This window comes from Bradyrhizobium sp. SHOUNA76 (genome assembly GCF_023006445.1).
GTDB lineage: Bacteria > Pseudomonadota > Alphaproteobacteria > Rhizobiales > Xanthobacteraceae > Bradyrhizobium.
Genome location: NZ_JALBHA010000793.1, coordinates 1 through 1,848, shown reverse-complemented (window position 1 = coordinate 1,848; position 1,848 = coordinate 1). Strand labels below are relative to the sequence as shown.

Here is a 1,848-nt window from a genome sequence, read left to right as displayed (position 1 = left end):
CCGCGCCCGCCGCGGGAGCGTTCGCGGCCACGCGACTCGCGCGGACGCTCGGATGTATCGGAGGCTTCGGCGTGGATTTCAAAATCGCCCTCGGCGCGCGGAATGCTCTGGCCGATCAGCTTCTCGATTGCCACCATCGACTTCTGGTCGAGCGGCGTCACGATCGAGATCGCAGTGCCGGTGCGCCCGGCGCGGCCGGTGCGGCCGATGCGGTGAACGTAATCGTCGGCGTGATGGGGAACGTCGAAATTGAAGACGTGGCTGACCTCGGGAATGTCGAGGCCGCGGGCGGCGACGTCGGAGGCGACGAGCAACGGCAGCTCACCCTTGCGGAATTGCTCGAGCGCGGCCGTGCGGGCCGACTGGTCCATGTCGCCGTGCAGGGCGCCGACGCTGAACCCGTGCTTCTGAAGCGATTTGTGAACGATCGCCACTTCGCGCTTGCGATTGCAGAAGATGATCGCGTTCTTGAGGTCCTTGGCTTCGCGCAGCAGGCGGCGCAGCAGGTCGCGCTTCTCGTGCGACTCGCGCCCGGCGGGCACCTGGACCTGCGTGACGGTCACGGCGGTGGTCGCGGGCTTGGACACCTCGACCTTCTGCGGATTGTGCAGGAAGGCTTCGGTGATGCGCCGGATCTCCGGCGGCATGGTCGCGGTGAAGAACAGGGTCTGTCGCGTGAACGGGACGAGCTTGCAGACACGCTCGATGTCCGGAATGAAACCCATGTCCAGCATGCGATCGGCTTCGTCGATGACGAGCAACTCGACCCCGGTGAGGAGCAAACCGCCGCGCTCGGTATGGTCGAGCAGGCGGCCGGGGGTGGCGATCAGCACGTCGACGCCGCGCGTCAGCTTGGCATCCTGGTCTCCGAAGGAGACGCCGCCGATCAGGAGCGCGACGTTGAGTTTCTGACCGGCGCCGTAACGGTCGAAGTTCTCCTTGACCTGGGCCGCGAGCTCGCGGGTCGGCTCGAGGATCAGCGTGCGGGGCATACGGGCCCGGGCGCGCCCTTTTTCGAGGATGGTGAGCATCGGCAGCACGAAGGCCGCGGTCTTGCCGGTGCCGGTCTGGGCGATGCCGAGCACGTCCTTGCGTGCGAGGACGTGGGGGATCGCCTGTTCCTGAATGGGGGTGGGGGTGGTGTAACCGGTGGCCGCCACTGCGGCGAGGACTTTTTCGGACAGTCCGAGATTTGAAAAGGACATTGAGCCTCTGGTCGAAACCGCCGTTCGGAATCGAGGGTGATAAGGCTGTCGCGTTCCACCCCGAAACGGCGCGCTCTCTAAGAAGCTGGGGGTGCTGACTCACGCGGACAAAGCGCAACGCTCAGGAATCGCTCTTCGATCTGAGCCGCGTCGTCCCGGAACATAGGCGGGAATCGGCCAAAGTCAATGGAGCGGGCGCGGGAAGGCTCTAAAAGCCTGAGGTTTTTACCAAATAGCGGGCGCGACCGGGGTTTTTCGCCCGGCCCCGCGCTCCGGCCGGAGCCGCCAAAATGGCGGCTAACGCCGATCCGAGCCCTGGGCCCGGAAGTCACCCGGGGCCATGCCGTAGGCGGCGTTGAAGACCCGGTAGTAGGTCGCCAGGCTCTCGAAGCCGCAGGCGGCCGCGACGTCGGCGATCAGCCGCTCGGGGGTCTCGCGCATCAGGCGGCGGCTCTGTTTCAGGCGTTCGTCCGTCACGGTCTGCGAGAAGCTCTTCTCCGCGGTCTCGAACAGCATGTGCAGGTGGCGCACGGAAACGCCGAGCTCATCAGCCACCATCGTCGGCGCCAGATCCGGATTTTGCAGGTGTCCCGCGATCAGGCGCCGGGCCTGCGCGAGGCGCGCGGTCCGCAGCGCCGCCTGT

General features: G+C 66.5%; 2 protein-coding genes. Both read right to left on the bottom strand.

The window, feature by feature from the left end:
* Positions 1 to 1,205: DEAD/DEAH box helicase (locus tag MOV74_RS37185; protein ID WP_246932384.1), on the bottom strand; the 1,205-nt coding region annotated here is incomplete at its 3' end.
* Positions 1,206 to 1,502: 297 nt separating this feature from the next.
* Positions 1,503 to 1,848 (bottom strand): helix-turn-helix transcriptional regulator (locus MOV74_RS37180; RefSeq protein WP_246932382.1); only part of this gene is annotated, 346 nt, incomplete at its 5' end.